We start from the raw sequence: 17214 nt of genomic DNA on the forward strand, positions 1-17214 counted from the left end.
TTTCAAATCTATTCAGCAGCCAAACTTATTTGTTGAATGACATAAAACCAATCTATCTGCTCTAAGATATTTCTGTACTAAAATTGAGCAATAGGAAACAATTATGCTATGAGTGTAATGTAGGAAGGAATTTAAATATATGGCCAAGAATGTTGAAGAGCTATTCACACTACAACCAGTTGTAATGAAGCAGCTTCAAACGATTTTTGACAAAAATAGATTAGCGCATGCATACATTTTTGATGGCGAAAAAGGGACAGGCAAAGTAGATATTATGCAGTTTTTTGTCAAATTAATGCTATGTGAGCAACCAAAGCAAAATGTTCCATGTGAAACATGTCGAAATTGCAGACGTGTTGATTCGGGTAATCATCCAAATATCCATCAAATTTATCCAGAAGGTCAATTTATTAAAATTGATCAAATACGTGAATTAATTGCAGAAATGAAGATGATGGGTGTGGAAGAGGGACGTAAAATTTATGTACTTCATCATGCAGATCGTCTCAATATTGCATCTGCAAACATGATACTTAAATTTTTAGAGGAACCAGAGGGTGAAGTAACGGCAATTTTGTTAACGGAGCAAATGCAGTCAATTTTACCAACCATTCGTTCTCGCTGCCAGCACATTAAATTCCAAAAAATGCCTCGCCACATATTATTAAAGCATTTGCAAGATAACAATATTTCTTATTCGATGGCATCTACAGTGAGCGTGATGACGAACGAACTCGAAACAGCTATGATTTTAGCAAATGATGAGCAGTTTGCACATGCTCGAAAAACAGTGTTAAAATTAGTAGAGGCAATTCGCCAAAATGTACATGAGGCAATGCTTGTTGTACATGAAGAATGGCTACCACTGTTTAAAGAAAAAAGCGAGATGGGGCAGGCATTAGATTTACTACTATTTGCTTACCGTGATATAGTGTCAATAAAAGCTAATCCCGAAGCAACTTGTACTTACCCAGACATGTTACAAACATTTAAAGAAGCTGCGCTACATTCGACTTATGAACGTCTATCTAGTCAAATGGAGTCTATTTTACAGGCACGTTCATCTTTACAACGTAACATGAATAGGACGTTAATGATGGAGCAGTTAATGCTAAATCTGCAGGAGGGATATACATTTGTATAATGTAGTGGGAGTCCGTTTTAAAAAAGCGGGTAAAATATATTACTTTGATCCAGCATCATATCTACTTGAGGACAGCCAATATGTCATTGTAGAAACAGCTCGCGGTGTAGAGTATGGTAAAGTAGTTGTCCCCCAAAAGGTTGTTGGGGATAATGATGTTGTATTACCACTTAAACAAGTTCTACGACCGGCGGATGAACGTGATCGTATCCAAGTAGAGGAAAATGCAGCCGAATCAAAGCACGCATTTGAACTAGCAAGCGCAAAAATCATTGAGCATAATTTAGAAATGAAGCTCGTTGATGTTGAATATACATTTGATCGTAATAAAATCATCTTTTATTTTACGGCTGAAGGACGCGTTGATTTCAGAGATCTTGTAAAAGATTTGGCTTCAGTTTTTAGAACACGTATCGAACTTCGTCAAATTGGTGTTCGTGATGAGGCGAAGTTGTTAGGTGGAATTGGCCCTTGTGGCCGAATGCTTTGCTGCTCAACGTTTTTAGGAGATTTTGAGCCGGTTTCTATTAAAATGGCTAAAGATCAAAACTTATCTTTAAATCCATCCAAAATTTCAGGTCTGTGCGGTCGTTTAATGTGCTGCTTGAAATATGAAAATGATGAGTATGAGGAAGCAAAAGAGGGCATGCCAGACGTTGGTGATATGACGATGACACCAGATGGCCGCGGTAAAGTTGTCGGTTTAAATGTATTAGAAAGACTCATTCAAGTATATTTACAAGAGCAGGAGCGCACAGTCGAGTATACATTAGAAGAACTGCTAGCATGCGAAAAAAATCTTATTTAAGATAGAGAATTGGACGAGGTGGCTTGGGTGAAGGACCGTAATTTCTTAGATACCGTTATGGAGTTCGAACAACAGCTCGAAGCAATGCAGGAGCAATTTGGTGCATTGAAACAATTTGTAGCGTTAATGATGGAGGAGCATAAGGCACTCGAAACAGAAAATCATCACCTTCGTACACGTCTAGAAGTGTTACTTTCTAATGAAAACATTGTACAGGCTTCTGATGAGAAGAAAGAGAATCCGTTAGATATTGGCGAAGGTTATGATAATCTAGCACGTTTATACCATGAAGGCTTCCATGTTTGTCATGTTCATTTCGGAAGTTCCCGTAAAGGTGAAGACTGTCTGTTTTGTCTATCATTTTTAAATAAACAAAATGTGTAATAGAAGGCTGATTCCCACTATAGTGGTGTCAGTCTTTTGTTTTGTATAGTAGGAGGAAGAAAAATGGAAAATTGGTTGAAGGGTGATGAACGATTAGACTATTTATTAGCTGAGAATTTGCGTATTATTCAAAGTCCCTCCGTCTTTTCGTTTTCATTGGATGCAGTGCTACTTTCTAAATTTGTCAATGTCCCATATCATAAAGGGAAAATTGTTGATTTGTGCTCAGGCAATGGTGTTATCCCGCTTTTTCTAAGTGCCAGAACGAAGGGACATATTACAGGAGTAGAAATTCAACCACGTTTATTTGATATGGCTGAGCGAAGTATCCGTTACAATAAGTTAGAAGAACAAATTCATATGGTCCTTGGTGATGTGAAGGAAATTCCTAAAGAGCTTGGTATTGAAAAATATGATGTTGTAACCTGTAATCCACCATATTTTTTAGCACATGAAGCTAGTGATAAAAATTTAAGTGAGCATTACGCTATTGCACGTCATGAACTATATTTAACGTTAGAGGAAGCAATACAATCAGCAAGCAAATTATTAAAGCAGGGCGGAAAGGCAGCTTTTGTTCATCGTCCAGGTCGGTTACTAGATATTGTTACGGCAATGCGTGCAAATCGTTTAGAGCCTAAACGTATGCAACTTATTTACCCGAAAGAAGGTAAGGAAGCCAATACACTATTAATAGAAGGAATTAAAGACGGTAAGCCCGATCTGAAAATATTACCGCCCTTGTATGTTTATAATGCGAATAATGAATATACAGCAGAAGTGAGAGAAATCCTTTATGGAAAAGAGCAATAGCCATTATTTTTATGTGTTAGAGTGTGCCGATCAATCCTTTTACGCCGGCTACACGAATAATGTAGACAGGCGTGTTGATATGCATAATGCTGGTAAGGGAGCAAAATATACGAGAGCACGAGGTCCAGTGGAATGTATTTATGTAGAGGAATTCGATACAAAACAAGAAGCGATGCGTGCAGAATACGCTTTTAAACAGCTAACACGAAAGCAAAAAATGAAATATATAGGGAGGGATGACGCATGAAATCTCAGAAAAGTACAATGCACGAACATACAGGTTGTTTATATTTAGTGGCAACGCCTATTGGTAACTTAGAGGATATGAGTGTACGTGCGTTACGTATTTTAAAGGAAGCAGATATTATTGCTGCCGAGGATACACGTAATACAAAGAAGCTATGCAACTACTTTGATATAGAAACACCACTGATCAGCTATCATGAGCATAATTTAGAGGTAGGGGGAGAAAAGCTATTAGCTTTCTTACGTGAAGGAAAAACAGTCGCATTAGTTAGTGATGCTGGTCTACCTTGTATTTCCGATCCTGGTGCAGATATAGTCGAAAAAGCAATCGATCAGGACTTTCCAGTTGTGCCGGTGCCAGGACCTAATGCTGCAATATCAGCATTAATCGCCTCTGGGTTAACACCGCAGCCATTTTTCTTTTATGGATTTTTACATCGAGGAAAAAAGGATCGTCGACAGCAATTAGAGCAACTAAAAAAACGTCAGGAAACTATTTTGTTTTATGAGGCTCCTCATCGTTTAAAGGACACTTTAAAAGATATGGAATCCATTCTTGGTAATCGTCGAATCGTATTAGCTCGGGAGTTAACTAAAAAATTTGAAGAGTTTTTACGTGGTACGTTGGCTGAAGCCGTGGAATGGTCACAAACAGAGGAAATTCGAGGGGAATTTTGTATTGTCCTCGAAGGAAACGAGAATGCCGAGGAAGAAATAAACGAAGAAGCCTATTGGATGACAATGTCTGTCGTTGAACATGTCGATTATATTATGAATGATACAGGCATTACATCAAAAGAAGCGATAAAGGAAGTAGCAAAATTACGTCAAGTAGCTAAGCGAGAAGTCTATAATGAATACCATAGTTAATGGAAAGAAAGAGGTTGCCTTAAGGCGACCTCTTTTTTGTATATCTATTTAAATGGAGACTCTTCACCAATAGTCTTCGGGATGATAGTTGTTAAAATACATGCCATGTGAGGCTGGGGTGCTCCGTGAGGGTTAGCGATAGAGGAGCGAAGGCTAAAACCATCACGCGCGCTGTGATAACGCCTTCGTGACCGATCAACATCGTATTGGACCGAGATCCTGGAGCGAGCAACACGAGTGAAGTGGCTATCGGACGCCTACAGGAAGCTTTGCTTTGCGCGAGTGATGCGTCAGTCACAAAAGCGTCAGCAACAAATAATTACTGTGCGAAAGCGAAGTGTAACGAAGCGTCAGCAACAACAACAACAAAGCGCCTAGCCAGAACGGAAATCGACCCCACATTATTAAAAGGAGTCTATAAATCATATAAATTGATAATAATTGTAAAAAATAGTATCCTTATTCATAAAAGGTCTGACATGGACATTATAAGGGGCTCCAAAATTGGGCATATTATAGTTACCTTCTATTAAATGAAGATAACGCCTACCGACCCACTTAAGCAAGGCGAAATTGATAAAAAAACACCTAAATCACAGTGTTTGATTTAGGTGAGTATATCAAATTATTTTTTTAAGTTAGATTGAATTTCTTTCACTAACATTTCTGCGCCTTCAGGGCTTAAAATTAATTTGCCTCCAACTAGACGGAAGTTATCATCAGAAACTTCACCAGTTACAGCACATGTCATGTTTGGCATATATTTTTTTAAGATGATTTTGTCATCATCCACATAGATTTCTAAAGCATCTTTTTCTGCAATACCTAGTGTACGGCGAAGTTCGATTGGAATTACTACACGTCCTAATTCATCGACTTTACGAACGATTCCTGTTGATTTCATAATTAATTTTCCTCCTAATGTTTAAAAAGTTATATTGGTATTTCGTCAAATTTCGACATAATTTCCTTGTCTGATAGTTATCATACCAAGTAATGCCATAAACGTCAATTAATTAATACACTAAGATTATTGTTTTTAAAAAAATTTTTTGAGGAGAAAACAGATATTTTGGTTATTTTAAAAGGTTTTTATTATATATTTTAATTTCTAGTAAAAAAGCTTCTCATTTAAGACATTAAATGGATTGATTCTATCATTCGACATTTTTCGCGTCCGGCATCGCTTTTGTGCTTTGGCATGCGTAATGCAGGTCAGTTAGCCGTTAATGATGCGATCGTTTTAGGCTAACTTCTTATATAAGAGCTCTTTTCCAATTCCGTGACATCACCGGTGACTTTAACTTCTCTGGAGCGAGTGCTTGGACACTCGCTGAAAGAAGTTGAAACGAATTTCGTACTTAGTTAGAATAGATAGTATACTGTGAAACAATGGAGGCAGTTCTTGTGAGCGAACAAAACAAAACATTCTATATAACAACCCCTATTTATTACCCAAGCGGGAAATTCCATATTGGTACAGCGTATACAACTGTAGCATCAGATACAATTGCACGTTATAAACGTTTACGTGGTTATGATGTACGTTTTTTAACTGGAATGGATGAGCATGGGCAAAAAATTCAAGAAAAAGCTGCAGAAGCGGGTAAACATCCCCAAGAATACGTGAATGAAATTGCAGATGCTGCAAAAAAGCTTTGGTCATTAATGGACATTTCATACGATGACTTTATTCAAACGACGCAAGAGCGTCATACGAAAACTGTCGAAAAGATTTTCCAAAAGTTTTTAGATAATGGTGATATTTATAAAGGTGAGTATGAAGGGTCGTACTGTACACCATGTGAATCATTCTTTACTGAGACACAATTAGTAGATGGTAACTGCCCAGACTGTGGTCGTCCAGTACACAAAGTTAAAGAGGAATCCTACTTCTTTAATATGAAGAAATACGCTGATCGTCTATTAGCTTATTATGAAGAAAACATTGATTTCATTGAGCCTGAATCTCGAAAAAATGAAATGATTAATAACTTTATTAAACCGGGGTTAGAAGATTTATCTGTTTCAAGAACTTCATTTGATTGGGGCATTAAAGTTCCTGGAGATCCTAAACATGTCATTTATGTATGGGTAGATGCCTTAACTAACTATATCACGTCATTAGGTTATCTTTCAGAAGATGAAACATTATTCAACAAGTATTGGCCGGCAGATGTGCATGTAGTTGGTAAAGATATTGTTCGATTCCATACTATTTATTGGCCAATTTTCTTAATGGCACTAGATTTACCACTTCCAAAAAAAATATTTGCCCATGGTTTTATCATGATGAAAGACGGTAAAATGTCTAAATCAAAGGGCAATGTTATTTATCCTGAAATGTTAATAGAACGTTATGGGTTAGATGCGACAAGATATTTCCTATTACGTGAGTTACCATTCGGATCTGATGGTGTATTTTCACCAGAATCTTTTGTTGAACGTACAAACTTCGACTTAGCAAATGATTTAGGTAATTTATTGAATCGTACTATTTCAATGATAAATAAATATTTCGACGGCATGATTCCAACTGAAAGTCTTCAGTCGACAGAATTTGATGCGGCTTTAAAAGAACAAGCTGAATCGGTACGTATTAAATATGAAGAAAGTATGGAAAAAATGCAGTTTAGTGTCGTATTAGCAGATGTATGGACACTTGTTTCAAGAACGAATAAATATATAGATGAAACGCAACCGTGGGTGCTAGCAAAAGAGGAATCAGATAAGCCAAAATTAGGAGCTGTTATGCGAAATTTGGCGGAGAGTTTACACCAAATTGCTGTCATGTTACAACCATTTATGACATCTACTCCCAAACGAATTATTGAACAATTAGGTTTGGATGACAAATTCTTAGCATGGGAAACAATTGAAACATTCGGCAATACTATTCCAGCAAACATTAAAGTGGTAGAAAAAGGTATTCCGATTTTCCCTCGTTTAGAGAGTGAGGTTGAAATTACGTATATTCGTGAAGAAATGCGAGGCTCGGTGAAAACTCCGCAAGTGGAAGAAACAAAAAATGAGCAAAAAGCTGCTGAAGTTCCAGAAATTCCTGAAATTACTATTGATGATTTTATGAAAGTTGATTTACGAGTAGCTACTGTAACAGCGTGTGAAACGATTCCGAAGGCAGATAAATTATTAAAGCTTCAAGTGGATCTTGGATATGAGCAACGACAAGTAGTTTCAGGTATTGCAAAGTTTTATTCTCCAGAAGAATTGATTGGTCAAAAAGTGATTGTAGTCACTAACTTAAAGCCGGTTAAACTACGTGGTGAATTATCACAAGGAATGATTTTAGCTGGCGAAAAAGATGGGATTTTAAAATTAGCATCGGTTGATCCGAAACTAGAAAACGGCGCAAAAGTAAAGTAATAAATTTTAGGAAGGCCTGCTGAATGTAAAAAAGTTCAGCAGGCTTTTAAAATCCGTTTCGAAAAGGAGTAGTTTATTATCTTGAAATAATTTATGCATACTATTCATTGTATTTTTTTAGGTATATAGTAATGGATAGGGTGTCTGAGGTTGTGAGTAATGTTATAATACAAAATTGTTTGTAACAAAATTGTAACACTACCGAAAAATATGAAATAATAATTTTTAATAAAATCTATGTTAGGAGAATGACGATGTTCATTGATACACATGTACACTTAAATGCAGATCAGTATGAAGAAGACTTACAAGAGGTTATAGATAGAGCTCTTGAAGCCAAAGTAGAAACAATGGTTGTTGTTGGTTTCGACCGCAAAACTATTGAAAAAACAATGCAACTGGTTGAACAGTATGATTTTGTTTATGGTGTCATTGGTTGGCACCCTGTTGACGCCATTGATTGTACAGAAGAGGATTTAAAATGGATTGAGGAATTGGCAGCACATCCGAAAATAGTAGGTATTGGTGAAACTGGATTGGACTATTATTGGGATAAATCCCCGAAAGATGTTCAACAAGCGCTTTTCCGCAAGCAAATTCATTTAGCGCAAAAGCTGAAGTTACCAATTATTATTCATAACAGGGATGCTACTGGAGATGTTGTACAAATTTTACGTGAAGAAAACGCGGCTTCCGTGGGAGGCGTTATGCATTGTTATAGTGGCAGTGTGGAAACCGCACAAGCATGTATTGCTATGAATTTTATGATTAGTCTTGGTGGGCCGGTGACATTTAAAAATGCACGAATGCCGAAAGAAGTGGCGACAGAAATACCTTTAGAACATTTAATGATTGAAACTGATGCACCGTATTTAGCACCTCACCCATACCGAGGAAAACGTAATGAGCCAGCTTTAGTGCCATTAGTTGCAGAAGAAATTGCCCGTTTAAAAGGATTAACAATTGAGGAAATTGCACAAGTAACGACAGCCAATGCGAAAAAATTTTTTAGGATTGACAATTAACTAGCTGAGATGCCTCCAATACTGGGTTTGTGGTTGGCTAAAAAGGTAATGTCAATTTTCTTTGAAATACATTCGGGTTGACAGTGCCAAATCTAGTACGTATAATCCAACTTTGTATTAAGGAGGCGTTTTTTCATGTCAAATAATTCCATGAAAAACTTGTTCTTAGGATCATTGAGGAGTAAGCAAACAGTGATAAGCATTATTTCACTTGTCCTGTTTGTATCTGTAATTTCATTTGTACTTTATCAAGGTACTAAAAAGTCCGTAACGCTTGATGCGAACGGAGAAACAATCGAAGTAACAACACATGCCAAAACTGTAGAACAATTATTACAAGATCAAAATATAGACGTAGCAGAGCATGACAAAATATCACCCTCTCTGAACACCAAAATTGTTAATGGATTAGCAATTTCATGGGAACAGGCAAAAGAAGTAACTATTTCAGTTGATGGAAATCAGTCAAAAGTTTGGACAACTGAAACACAAGTGAAAGACATTTTGAAAGAAGCAAATATTGAAGTATCAGAGCATGACTCATTAGTACAAGGTCTAGATACAGAAATAGGAGCAGACAACAAGATCGATATTCAAAAGGCGTTTCAAGTATCGCTTGTCGATGGCGTAAACAAGAGACAAGTTTGGTCCACTTCGACTACGGTCGCTAACTTTTTAAAACAACAAGGAATTCAACTAAATGAATTCGATCGTGTCGAGAATAACCTGAAGGACGTAATCACTCCGCAGAGTAAAATCACAGTAGTTCGCGTAGAAAAGGTTATCGATGTAGTGGAAGAATCTTTAGATTTCGCAATTGAAAAGAAACAGGATGCTTCATTGCAAAAAGGAAAACAAAAAGTTGTAACAGCTGGCCAAAAAGGTTTAATGACTAAAACGTTTGAAGTTGTGAAAGAGAATGGCCAAGTTGTAGCTAAAAATCTACAATCAGAAAAAGTTGTAAAAGAATCGCAAAAGCAAGTGATTGCAGTAGGTACTAAAACTGTAGTAGCTAGTGCTGCGACTGTATCACGTGGTTCATCAGAGCCAGCTAGTGGTAAAGAATTTTATGTAACGGCAACCGCTTATACACCTAATTGTAACGGCTGCTCGGGGATATCTGCCACTGGAATTAATTTAAAATCAGGATCGGGGTTGAAAGTAATAGCTGTAGACCCTTCTGTTATTAAGCTTGGTTCAAAAGTTTGGGTTGAAGGCTATGGAACAGCTATTGCAGGAGATACTGGTGGTGCAATTAAGGGTAATCGGATCGACATACTTGTACAATCTGAATCCCAAGCTAGTAATTGGGGAGTAAGGAAAGTGCGTGTAAAAGTATTAAATTAAAAAAATTGTAAAATTAATCAAAAATGTTTTTCACTATTATTAGCTTTCCTGTTTTGACTGGCGGGAAAGCCTTTTTATTTTTTTAGTAATTTATTTTAGAGAATCACCAATAACAAAATCAAAAAGGTGAATAGCCGTGTATTTCTGTACAATCGTACAGTGCAGTTGTAAAATGGTCTGAAGATAAGGTAGAAAAGAGGAGCCTTTTTGCAAATAAAAGAAATCATTGTTGTTGAAGGAAAAGATGATACAACAGCTATTAAGCGAGCTGTACAAGCAGATACTATAGAAACAAATGGATCGGCTATTTCAGAGGAAACACTAAAGAGAATTCAACATGCACAGGATAAAAGAGGTGTTATTGTTTTTACTGATCCAGATTATCCAGGACGTCGAATTCGTTCCATTATCGAGGAGCATGTAAAAGGTGTAAAACACGCTTTTTTACCGAAAGCTAAGACAATTGCGAAAAACGGTAAAGGACTAGGCATTGAGCATGCAGCAGATGAAGATATACGCGAGGCACTGCAACATGTCTATACCCCAAATGAGGTTGAACTAACCACAGATGATATTACGCTCGAAGATTTAATGACGGCCCATTTAATTGGCCATCCAAGGGCGAAGACTCGACGTGATCGTCTTGGAGAAATTTTGAATATTGGTGCAACAAACGGCAAACAACTTCATAAAAGATTGAAAATGTTTCAAATTTCAGAAAAGCAATTTGGTGCGGCAATCGCACAGTTAGATCAGGAGGAAAACGATGCATAAGGATATTGCAACACCAATTAGAACACAGGAAATTTTAAAAAAATACGGATTTTCATTTAAAAAAAGCTTAGGTCAAAATTTTTTAATAGATCCGAACATTTTACGAAATATTGTTAGTCATGCGAATTTAACTGAAAATAGTGGTGCAATCGAAGTTGGTCCTGGCATTGGAGCATTAACAGAGCATTTAGCAAGAAGTGCAAAAAAGGTTGTATCTTTCGAAATTGATCAGCGATTATTACCTGTATTAGAAGATACACTTAGCCCATATAATAATGTAACTATTGTACATTCAGATGTTTTAAAGGCGGATGTTGCTAAAGTGATTCAGGAAGAGATGCCAGGTATTGAGGATATTATGGTTGTAGCGAATTTACCTTATTATGTGACGACACCGATTTTAATGAAATTACTCAATGATCGTTTGCCGATTCGCGGTTTCGTTGTCATGATGCAAAAGGAAGTTGCAGATCGTATTACCGCTAAGCCTGGAACGAAGGAATACGGTTCTTTATCAATTGCGATTCAATATTATGTAAAGGCTGATATTGCCATGACGGTACCGAAGACTGTTTTTATGCCGCAACCAAACGTGGATTCTGCAGTGATCCGTCTTATTAAGCATGATGAACCTCCAGTGAACGTAATTGATGAGGATTTTTTATTCGTTGTTACTCGTGCGTCGTTTGTACAACGACGAAAAACAATCTTCAATAATTTACAATCAGGTTTACCAAATGGGAAGGTACACAAAGAAAAAATTATGGATGCTTTAAAAGCAGTCAATATTGAACCAACACGTCGGGGAGAGACTTTAACCATTCAAGAGTTTGGAAAATTAGCTGATGAACTATACCCTACATTTGCAAAGTAAAAAATTTTGTTAACATTTTTGAGTATAAGTAAAAAAAACATGTCTTTTTTATGAAAAATAAGTTGACAATATTTATTAGAGGCTGATAAAATATTATATTTTGTTGACATTTTTGGGCGAATCGCTTATACTATTTATTAGTGAGGTGTAAGCGAAAATGCCAAAAACTTTAGCGGACATTAAAAAGTCGTTGGATTGTCATTTGGGTAAACGTTTGCAGTTAAGAGCAAACGGAGGTCGCAAGAAAACGGTCGAGTGTGCAGGGGTATTGCGTGAGACATATCGCGCTATCTTTGTAGTTGAGCTTGATCAAGAAGACAATACGTGCAAGCGCGTATCGTATAGCTACACAGATATTTTAACTGAGGCAGTAGAGATTACATTTTTAGACGAAGCAAAAGCTGCTATCGCAAAATAGTTTCTAGTACTTTTTTCTATATTTTGAAACACTCATGTAAAAAACTACATGAGTGTTTTGCGTTTTCTGGGGCATACTAAAATCGTCAGTTGTTAAGGAGGAGTTTATATGCCTAGAAAAGGTATCATGTCACCTCGTTTAAAGGAAGAGATCGCTAAAGAGCTTGGATTTTATGATGTTGTGCAACGAGAAGGCTGGGGCGGCATAAAAGCTCGAGACGCCGGTAATATGGTCAAACGTGCCATCGAAATGGCTGAAAGAGCAAGTAGTGAGCAAGAGCATAATAAGTAGCCTCTTTGTGAAAATAGACCACTTATTATTTTGAAACCAATTACAGGGATGAGAACTTCCTGTATACACAACAACACGACTGACGAAAGAGAACCGTTACACCAAATAGGGGTATACGGTTCTTTTTTTCCATTTTCACATGACCATTATGGTAAAATAAAATGAATAATCTTGTGAAAGATGAATGAAAGTTTTCTTCATTCAGAAAATGTTTTATATAGCGAAGTGAACGCCAGCTACTGATGTTTTGTAACAGTTACAGAAGACTCCTACATCTAAAGGCAGAAGAAAGTATAAATTTTTATTCAGGGTGTATTAAAATATCAAACTGAATGATCTGTCAGTGATACGGTTTAAAGGACAAGCTATTGCGATAAGGCTTACTAACCTGAATTTTAAATTAGGAGCATTGTTTATCTGTGCGAGGCGAAGTGTCAGCAAATTGCGCTAATGCGTAATTGATAAGTGTAGCTATAAGGAGGAAGAAAGATGCTTTATGTAAAGGCGCCTGCAAAAATAAATTTAACATTAGATGTGCTTTATAAAAGACCAGATAATTTTCATGAGGTAGAGATGGTCATGACAACTGTGGATTTAGCAGATCGTATTTGCCTAGAATCTCGAGAAGATGGTGTAATTGAAATAATTTCTACTGATAATTTCGTGCCAAATGATCACCGGAATTTTGCTTATCAGGCAGCGCGTCTAGTTAAAGATACATACGGCATTGGACAAGGTGTATCCATTACTATAGAAAAAGAAATACCAATCGCAGCAGGATTAGCAGGTGGCAGTAGTGATGCGGCTGCTACACTAAAGGGTTTAAATGAGCTGTGGAATTTAGGATTATCTATAGATGAGTTAGCGGAATTAGGTGCAAAAATTGGTTCGGATGTTTCATTTTGTGTCTATGGTGGCACAGCATTAGCAACGGGGCGTGGAGAAAAAATCCAGGAATTGCCTGCACCACCAAATTGTTGGGTAGTTTTAGCTAAACCTAAAATAGGTGTCTCTACTGCAGAAGTGTATGGAGGATTAAAGGTTGAAGGGTTAGAACATCCAAATACGAAGCAAATGATCCATGCTATTGAAACGGAAGATTATGATCTACTTTGTGCATCATTAGGGAATGTTTTGGAAACTGTAACTTTTAAGCTACATCCAGAAGTAGTAATGTTAAAGGAACAAATGAGGCGCTTTGGCGCAGATGCAACATTAATGAGTGGAAGCGGTCCGACGGTGTTTGGTTTAGTGGATAGTGAAGCTCGAGTGAGCCGAATTTATAATGGTTTACGTGGTTTTTGTGAAGAAGTATATGCCGTTCGGATTTTGGGCGAGCGAAATACGCTTGCTTAAAACCGCAAATTTATGTTAATTTTACCTATAAATATTCGTGTTTAGGAGAGGGTCGCATGAAATGGAAGCGTAGTGAACGACTAGTTGATATGACGTACTATTTACTAGAACATCCACATCAGCTGATCCCGCTAACTTATTTTTCTGAACTATATCAATCTGCAAAGTCTTCTATTAGTGAAGATTTGACGATTGTAAAAGAAACTTTCGAAGAAAAAGGAATCGGGTTATTGATGACAGTACCGGGCGCTGCAGGAGGAGTTAAGTATATTCCTAAAATGTCCGAAGCTGAGGTCCGTTTAGTTATTGACGATTTAAAAGCGGAGCTTGAGCATTCAGATCGTTTGTTACCAGGCGGTTATTTATTTATGACGGACTTACTCGGCAATCCGGATTTAATTAATCGGGTTGGAAAGGTATTTGCATCCGCATTTGCGGATCAACAAATTGACGTCATTATGACTGTCGCAACGAAGGGAATTTCTATTGCCCACGCGATTGCAAGACATTTAAATGTACCAGTTGTTGTTGTTAGAAGAGATAGTAAAGTAACTGAAGGCTCTACAGTCAGCATTAACTATGTATCTGGTTCTTCCAGAAGAATTCAGACAATGGTATTATCAAAAAGAAGCATGAAGAGTGGACAACGAGTGCTTATTACTGACGACTTTATGAAGGTCGGTGGTACTATGAATGGCATGAAAAATCTATTAGAGGAATTTGATTGTCAGCTAGCTGGTATTGCAGTGCTTGTAGAGGCTGAGCATGCAGACGAAACTTTAGTAGATGATTATTATTCACTAGTAAAGCTTCATGAGGTCAATGAAAAAGACCGTACAATTGCATTAAGTGAAGGTAACTATTTTTCTAAAAGGGGAAATGACAAATGAAAGTAGTAGCAACAACAAATGCACCAGCAGCAATTGGACCATATTCACAAGGGATTATTGTCAATGGCATGTTTTATAGCTCAGGTCAGATTCCACTAACAGCAACAGGCGAATTAGTGGAAGGCGATATCGCTGTTCAAACAAATCAAGTATTTGCAAATTTAAAAGCAGTTTTAGCTGCCGCTGGATCATCATTGGACAATGTTATTAAAACAACCGTTTTCATGAAGGATATGAACGACTTTGTTGCAATGAACGAAGTATATGCTAGCCACTTTGGTGATCATAAACCGGCTCGTTCAGCAGTAGAGGTTGCACGTCTGCCAAAAGATGTACGCGTAGAAATTGAAGTTATTGCCATCGTTAAATAAGAAGTTTTAAAGCTCACTAGAAGAGAAGCTCTTTTAGTGGGTTTTTTATTTTCGTTCAGCAACTATTTGTTGTAACGGGCGAAAGCGAAGCAAGTGGCAATCGCTGATAAAGACAATCTGCTAATAAAACTGAAAAATACAATTACGTTCAAAGTCATACCAATCTGAAAGGGAGACTGACAAAAAATTGTCAAATTTAAAGTAAATTAAAGGAAATATTATACTGTTGAGTATTCAAATTTTTTAGATAATTTGATAGACTAGAAAAAGGAAAATATTCGGTAATAAAGAATATTATATTTTCATTTAGGCATCTAAGAAGAGAGGTGGTGAGAAAATGGAAGTTACTGATGTAAGGTTACGTCGTGTACAGACGGATGGTCGCATGCGTGCGATTGCTTCCATTACACTCGACAATGAGTTCGTAGTTCATGATATTCGTGTGATTGATGGTAATACAGGTTTGTTTGTTGCTATGCCAAGTAAACGAACGCCAGACGGTGAATTTAGAGATATTGCACATCCTATCAATTCTACTACTCGAAATAAAATTCAGGAAATCATTTTAAACGAGTACCATAATTCAAGCGAGGTAGAAGCAACAGAAAAACCAGAAGAATTAGAAGGAATTGGCGTATAGTTAAAAAGAGCTCTTCATAATTGGAGAGTTCTTTTCTTTTTGAGAATAAGAGAAAATGAGCAGTTTTAGGACATACATATTAACATTCGAGCATAAGGTGCATTTGATTTTGAAATTCATGTTTTTGTCAAGTCAACATGCCTTGAAAATAGATGGATTTTGCTATATAGTCATAAGAGAAAATGAGCGTATTGGAGGACTTACAGATGAGCAACATTTTTGCTGTCATTTTGGCTGCAGGTCAAGGTACACGTATGAAGTCCAAATTATATAAAGTGCTCCATCCAGTATGTGGGAAGCCAATGGTACAACATGTGGTGGATCACATTCAAACGTTAGATGTGAATCGCATTGTAACGGTTGTAGGACATGGTGCAGAAAAGGTGAAACAACAGCTTGGCGATAAAAGCGAGTATGTTTTACAGGCTGAACAGCTAGGGACAGCTCATGCTGTACAGCAGGCTGAGGCAATTTTAGGTAGCGAAGAAGGGACAACACTAGTTGTTTGTGGCGATACACCACTTATTCGCCCTGAAACGATGCAAGCTTTGTTCGAGCATCATCAAGCAAAGAATGCAAAAGCAACAATTTTAACAGCTATTGCTGAAAATCCAACAGGCTATGGTCGTATTTTACGTGGCGACAATGGACAAGTGGAACAAATTGTTGAGCAAAAGGATGCTTCTGCAGAGCAGCAATTAGTTAAAGAAATTAATACTGGCACATATTGCTTCGATAATAAAGCGTTATTTGAGACATTAAAGCTTGTGAAAAATGACAATGCTCAGGGTGAGTATTATTTACCTGATGTAATTGAAATTTTACAAACACAAGGTGATGTCGTTGAAGCATTTGTAACGGAAGATTTTGAAGAAACACTTGGTGTCAATGATCGTGTTGCGCTGTCTCAAGCAGAGACGCTAATGCGTACAAGAATTAATGAAAAGCATATGCGTAACGGTGTCACAATTATTAATCCAGAAGCCACATATATTAGCGTGGATGCAATAATTGGTCGTGATACTGTCATCCAACCAGGTTCTATGATTGAAGGTACAACTGTTATCGGTGAAGATTGTATAATCGGGCCTAACACACAAATCGTAGATAGCCGTATTGGTGATCGAACAACTGTGCATTCTTCTGTTGTGCGTGAAAGCGTTGTAGCAGAAGAAACAGCTATTGGACCGTATGCACATATTCGACCACTTTCTGACATTGGTAGCCATGTGAAGATTGGTAACTTTGTAGAAGTGAAGAAAAGTAAACTAGGTAATGACACGAAAGTATCACACTTAAGCTATATTGGCGATGCTGAAATTGGAAGTAATGTCAATATTGGCTGTGGTTCCATTACAGTAAACTATGATGGGAAAAACAAGTTCCAAACAGTTATTGAAGATGATGTATTTGTAGGATGTAATACTAACTTAGTAGCGCCAGTGAAAGTTGGAAAAGGTTCATTTATTGCAGCAGGATCTACAATTACAAAAGAAGTTCCTGAGGATGCACTTGCAATTGCTCGTGCAAGACAAGAAAACAAACCGAATTACGTAAGTAAATTAAATTCAAAATAATT

19 protein-coding genes are annotated in these 17214 nt (G+C 37.1%); 18 read left to right on the forward strand and 1 reads right to left on the reverse strand.

The genetic code is table 11. The annotated features are described in order from the left end of the window. The first annotated feature begins 139 nt into the window (after positions 1-139). The 6 genes from holB (at position 140) to rsmI (ending at position 4265) form a co-directional block, all read left to right on the forward strand. Positions 140-1144 carry a DNA polymerase III subunit delta' gene (holB, locus tag MY533_RS00225; RefSeq protein ID WP_248717597.1) on the forward strand — a complete coding sequence of 335 codons (1005 nt, stop codon included), beginning with the start codon at positions 140-142 and terminating at the stop codon, positions 1142-1144. Further along, the gene (locus MY533_RS00230) at positions 1137-1952 is read left to right on the forward strand and encodes a PSP1 domain-containing protein (RefSeq protein ID WP_132364280.1); all 816 of its coding nucleotides are present in this window, start codon (positions 1137-1139) and stop codon (positions 1950-1952) included. Before holB ends, MY533_RS00230 begins: the two co-directional genes overlap by 8 nt. A 27-nt stretch (positions 1953-1979) precedes the next feature. Next, positions 1980-2336: a DNA replication initiation control protein YabA gene (gene yabA, locus MY533_RS00235; RefSeq protein ID WP_256469491.1), complete on the forward strand. Its 357-nt coding sequence runs from the start codon at positions 1980-1982 to the stop codon at positions 2334-2336. 63 nt (positions 2337-2399) lie between these two features. After that, positions 2400-3149, forward strand: a complete 750-nt coding sequence (locus tag MY533_RS00240; protein ID WP_132364285.1) for a tRNA1(Val) (adenine(37)-N6)-methyltransferase — start codon at positions 2400-2402, stop codon at positions 3147-3149. Then, positions 3133-3396, forward strand: a complete 264-nt coding sequence (locus MY533_RS00245; RefSeq protein ID WP_132364287.1) for a GIY-YIG nuclease family protein — start codon at positions 3133-3135, stop codon at positions 3394-3396. Before MY533_RS00240 ends, MY533_RS00245 begins: the two co-directional genes overlap by 17 nt. Continuing rightward, the gene (gene rsmI, locus MY533_RS00250) at positions 3393-4265 is read left to right on the forward strand and encodes a 16S rRNA (cytidine(1402)-2'-O)-methyltransferase (RefSeq protein ID WP_248717598.1); all 873 of its coding nucleotides are present in this window, start codon (positions 3393-3395) and stop codon (positions 4263-4265) included. The genes MY533_RS00245 and rsmI overlap by 4 nt, the downstream gene beginning before the upstream one ends. A 625-nt stretch (positions 4266-4890) precedes the next feature. Here the strand turns inward: rsmI and MY533_RS00255 are convergent. Beyond that, positions 4891-5169, reverse strand: a complete 279-nt coding sequence (locus MY533_RS00255) for a transition state genes transcriptional regulator AbrB (RefSeq protein ID WP_004229214.1) — start codon at positions 5167-5169, stop codon at positions 4891-4893. Between the two features lie 503 nt (positions 5170-5672). Between MY533_RS00255 and metG the strand changes: the two genes are divergently transcribed. From metG to glmU, 12 genes are all read left to right on the forward strand, one after another. Continuing rightward, positions 5673-7649: a methionine--tRNA ligase gene (metG, locus tag MY533_RS00260; RefSeq protein ID WP_248717599.1), complete on the forward strand. Its 1977-nt coding sequence runs from the start codon at positions 5673-5675 to the stop codon at positions 7647-7649. A gap of 254 nt (positions 7650-7903) precedes the next feature. Further along, complete coding sequence (locus MY533_RS00265; protein WP_248717600.1) at positions 7904-8674, forward strand: TatD family hydrolase; 771 nt, start codon at positions 7904-7906, stop codon at positions 8672-8674. A gap of 135 nt (positions 8675-8809) precedes the next feature. Further along, positions 8810-10021: a resuscitation-promoting factor gene (locus tag MY533_RS00270; protein WP_132364297.1), complete on the forward strand. Its 1212-nt coding sequence runs from the start codon at positions 8810-8812 to the stop codon at positions 10019-10021. A gap of 207 nt (positions 10022-10228) precedes the next feature. Then, positions 10229-10795, forward strand: coding sequence for a ribonuclease M5 (rnmV, locus tag MY533_RS00275; protein ID WP_248717601.1), 567 nt, complete (start codon positions 10229-10231; stop codon positions 10793-10795). Beyond that, positions 10788-11669, forward strand: coding sequence for a 16S rRNA (adenine(1518)-N(6)/adenine(1519)-N(6))-dimethyltransferase RsmA (gene rsmA, locus MY533_RS00280; protein ID WP_248717602.1), 882 nt, complete (start codon positions 10788-10790; stop codon positions 11667-11669). Before rnmV ends, rsmA begins: the two co-directional genes overlap by 8 nt. A 157-nt stretch (positions 11670-11826) precedes the next feature. Continuing rightward, positions 11827-12087: a biofilm formation stimulator Veg gene (gene veg / locus MY533_RS00285; RefSeq protein ID WP_049667356.1), complete on the forward strand. Its 261-nt coding sequence runs from the start codon at positions 11827-11829 to the stop codon at positions 12085-12087. Between the two features lie 108 nt (positions 12088-12195). After that, on the forward strand, positions 12196-12378 hold the full coding sequence (locus MY533_RS00290) for a small, acid-soluble spore protein, alpha/beta type (RefSeq protein WP_053594103.1): 183 nt from the start codon (positions 12196-12198) through the stop codon (positions 12376-12378). A 489-nt stretch (positions 12379-12867) separates the two neighbouring features. Further along, entirely contained in the window at positions 12868-13734 is an 867-nt protein-coding gene (gene ispE, locus MY533_RS00295) for a 4-(cytidine 5'-diphospho)-2-C-methyl-D-erythritol kinase (protein WP_248717603.1), read from the forward strand. Positions 13735-13790: 56 nt separating this feature from the next. After that, entirely contained in the window at positions 13791-14624 is an 834-nt protein-coding gene (gene purR / locus MY533_RS00300) for a pur operon repressor (RefSeq protein WP_132364310.1), read from the forward strand. Then, a complete protein-coding gene (locus MY533_RS00305; protein WP_132364312.1) occupies positions 14621-14995 on the forward strand; it encodes a RidA family protein in 375 nt (124 codons plus the stop codon). The genes purR and MY533_RS00305 overlap by 4 nt, the downstream gene beginning before the upstream one ends. A gap of 337 nt (positions 14996-15332) precedes the next feature. After that, a complete protein-coding gene (spoVG, locus tag MY533_RS00310) occupies positions 15333-15635 on the forward strand; it encodes a septation regulator SpoVG (protein WP_132364315.1) in 303 nt (100 codons plus the stop codon). 206 nt (positions 15636-15841) lie between these two features. After that, the gene (gene glmU / locus MY533_RS00315) at positions 15842-17212 is read left to right on the forward strand and encodes a bifunctional UDP-N-acetylglucosamine diphosphorylase/glucosamine-1-phosphate N-acetyltransferase GlmU (RefSeq protein ID WP_248717604.1); all 1371 of its coding nucleotides are present in this window, start codon (positions 15842-15844) and stop codon (positions 17210-17212) included. Positions 17213-17214 lie beyond the last annotated feature (2 nt).

The organism is Lysinibacillus sp. Ag94, from assembly GCF_023242215.1.
In the GTDB taxonomy this organism is placed as follows: domain Bacteria; phylum Bacillota; class Bacilli; order Bacillales_A; family Planococcaceae; genus Lysinibacillus.

What these genes read in the sequence shown, in the direction of transcription:
- holB (WP_248717597.1), top strand. Translation starts at nt 140, where the DNA reads ATGGCCAAGAATGTTGAAGAGCTATTCACACTACAACCAGTTGTAATG.
- MY533_RS00240 (WP_132364285.1), top strand. Translation starts at nt 2,400, where the DNA reads ATGGAAAATTGGTTGAAGGGTGATGAACGATTAGACTATTTATTAGCT.
- MY533_RS00245 (WP_132364287.1), top strand. Translation starts at nt 3,133, where the DNA reads ATGGAAAAGAGCAATAGCCATTATTTTTATGTGTTAGAGTGTGCCGAT.
- rsmI (WP_248717598.1), top strand. Translation starts at nt 3,393, where the DNA reads ATGAAATCTCAGAAAAGTACAATGCACGAACATACAGGTTGTTTATAT.
- MY533_RS00255 (WP_004229214.1), bottom strand. Translation starts at nt 5,169, where the DNA reads ATGAAATCAACAGGAATCGTTCGTAAAGTCGATGAATTAGGACGTGTA.
- MY533_RS00265 (WP_248717600.1), top strand. Translation starts at nt 7,904, where the DNA reads ATGTTCATTGATACACATGTACACTTAAATGCAGATCAGTATGAAGAA.
- MY533_RS00270 (WP_132364297.1), top strand. Translation starts at nt 8,810, where the DNA reads ATGTCAAATAATTCCATGAAAAACTTGTTCTTAGGATCATTGAGGAGT.
- rsmA (WP_248717602.1), top strand. Translation starts at nt 10,788, where the DNA reads ATGCATAAGGATATTGCAACACCAATTAGAACACAGGAAATTTTAAAA.
- veg (WP_049667356.1), top strand. Translation starts at nt 11,827, where the DNA reads ATGCCAAAAACTTTAGCGGACATTAAAAAGTCGTTGGATTGTCATTTG.
- MY533_RS00290 (WP_053594103.1), top strand. Translation starts at nt 12,196, where the DNA reads ATGCCTAGAAAAGGTATCATGTCACCTCGTTTAAAGGAAGAGATCGCT.
- ispE (WP_248717603.1), top strand. Translation starts at nt 12,868, where the DNA reads ATGCTTTATGTAAAGGCGCCTGCAAAAATAAATTTAACATTAGATGTG.
- purR (WP_132364310.1), top strand. Translation starts at nt 13,791, where the DNA reads ATGAAATGGAAGCGTAGTGAACGACTAGTTGATATGACGTACTATTTA.
- MY533_RS00305 (WP_132364312.1), top strand. Translation starts at nt 14,621, where the DNA reads ATGAAAGTAGTAGCAACAACAAATGCACCAGCAGCAATTGGACCATAT.
- spoVG (WP_132364315.1), top strand. Translation starts at nt 15,333, where the DNA reads ATGGAAGTTACTGATGTAAGGTTACGTCGTGTACAGACGGATGGTCGC.
- glmU (WP_248717604.1), top strand. Translation starts at nt 15,842, where the DNA reads ATGAGCAACATTTTTGCTGTCATTTTGGCTGCAGGTCAAGGTACACGT.